This window comes from Ancylomarina sp. 16SWW S1-10-2 (assembly GCF_009669305.1).
Lineage (GTDB): Bacteria > Bacteroidota > Bacteroidia > Bacteroidales > Marinifilaceae > Ancylomarina.
The window spans coordinates 1-1,969 of record NZ_SADB01000051.1 but is presented as its reverse complement, the minus strand read 5'-3'; the positions used below and the strand labels follow the sequence as shown (position 1 = coordinate 1,969).

Here is a 1,969-nt window from a genome sequence, read left to right as displayed (position 1 = left end):
TTGATGGAATAACAAATGAAAAAGTACAATGGGTGCAAGATAAACTAAATAATAGGCCTAGAAAGCGTCTAAATTACTTGACTCCAAATGAAAAATATAATTATGTTGTAAATAATCAAAAAGTTGCATTTGCAACTTGAATTCAGGAAATCAAAAATAAACAAATAGAGAATCTCAAATTCCAAAGGGATTGTATATTTATAGCACAAATATTCTATCCTATTTGTTCGACTCCTTAGGAGTCGCATACTATTCTGAAAAATCAGTTCTATAAACATATGAATCCTTTGGATTCAAAAATAAAAATAATGAATATAATTTCCCCTCCTTCATTTTAAGGAGGGGTGGATGATTTTACGAGGAACGAGGAAAATCAGACGGGGTGGTTTGAAACATCTAATTTCCAAACCACCACCCCCTCATCCAATTCTTGGTCTCGGGTACTCCTCCTTAAAAAAAAGAGCAGAAAAGGTGGATGGTTTTCTGAGGTACGAAGAAAATCAGACGGAGTGGTTTACAATCTCAAACAATATTTTATGTAAATTGTATAACTCAAATACATTAACATGAAAAAGATTCACAACAAACCGAACCTCATCGAATACAGAAAGAAACTAAGAAGGCGTTCCACTGCTGCTGAATCAACTCTTTGGAAAACAATCAAAAATAAACAAATCGAGAATCTCAAATTCCGTAGACAACATTCAATCGGAAATTACATTGCTGATTTCTATTGTCCTGAAATCAGATTAATCATAGAATTAGATGGAGCTTCACACGACAACTACCTATCAGAAGAAAAGGATATTGTTCGAGATAGAACTTTAGAAGAATACAATTGCACCATAATAAGATTTGAAAACCGATATGTTTATGAATTTCTTGAAGAAATAATTGAGGCAATTAAAACGCACAAAATAAATTATCTGAAGAAAAATAGCTGAATATAAATTTTTCTGACCACCTCCCCCTCTTCCAATTCTTGGTCTCGGGTACTCCTCTTTTTATCCCGATGGTAATCAGTAATGAGGAAAAAAATTAAACTTGTCTTTAATAGCAACACTACCGATTCTCAACTAACACAATTTCCCCTCCTTCATTTTTTTACCACCTCGCCCTACGGCCACTCCTCCTTAAAAAAAAGAGGAGAAAAGGTGGATGATTTTTGAGGAACGAATAAAATCAGACGGGGTGGTTTTAAATATTATTTATTTGCTGAATATTTTGAAGTAAAAAGAATTATCTAAAACCACCTCCCCCTCATCCAATTCTTGGACTCGAGTACTCCTCTTTTTATCCCGATGGTAATCAAGAATGAGGAGAAAAATTAAACTTGTCTTTAATAGCAACACAATACCGATTTTCAACTAACACAATTTCCCCTCCTTCATTTTTTTACCACCTCGCCCTACGGGCACTCCTCCTTAAAAAAAAGAGGAGAAAAGGTGGATGGTTTTCTGAGGTACGAAGAAAATCAGACGGGGTGGTTTAAATATTATTTATTTGCTGAATATTTTGAAGTAAAAAGAATTATCCTAAACCACCTCCCCCTCATCCAATTCTTGGACTCGGGTACTCCTCCTTAAAACAAAGGAGGAGAAAAGATGGATGGTTTTCTGAGGTACGAGGAAAATCAGACGGAGTGGTTTACAATCTCAAACAATATTTTATGTAAATTGTATAACTCAAAGACATTAACATGAAAAAGATTCACAACAAACCGAACCTCATCGAATACAGAAAGAAACTAAGAAGGCGTTCCACTGCTGCTGAATCAACTCTGTGGAAAACAATCAAAAATAAACAAATCGAGAATCTCAAATTCTGTAGACAACATTCAATCGGAAATTACATTGCTGATTTCTATTGCCCCGAAATTAGACTAATCATAGAATTAGATGGAGCTTCACACGACAACTACCTATCAGAAGAAAAGGATATTATTCGAGATAGAACTTTAGAAGAATAC

2 protein-coding genes are annotated in these 1,969 nt (G+C 34.5%); both read left to right on the top strand.

Annotated features, from left to right (window positions below; all coding sequences use genetic code 11):
- Positions 1-566 precede the first annotated feature (566 nt).
- Positions 567-944, top strand: a complete 378-nt coding sequence (locus EMN46_RS18420; RefSeq protein ID WP_154202477.1) for an endonuclease domain-containing protein — start codon at positions 567-569, stop codon at positions 942-944.
- Positions 945-1,699: 755 nt separating this feature from the next.
- The coding region (locus tag EMN46_RS18415; RefSeq protein ID WP_154202475.1) for an endonuclease domain-containing protein at positions 1,700-1,969 on the top strand (270 nt) is incomplete at its 3' end.

Bases quoted from the DNA above. Each gene is read 5' to 3' on its own strand.
- EMN46_RS18420 (WP_154202477.1), top strand. From the start codon at position 567: ATGAAAAAGATTCACAACAAACCGAACCTCATCGAATACAGAAAGAAA.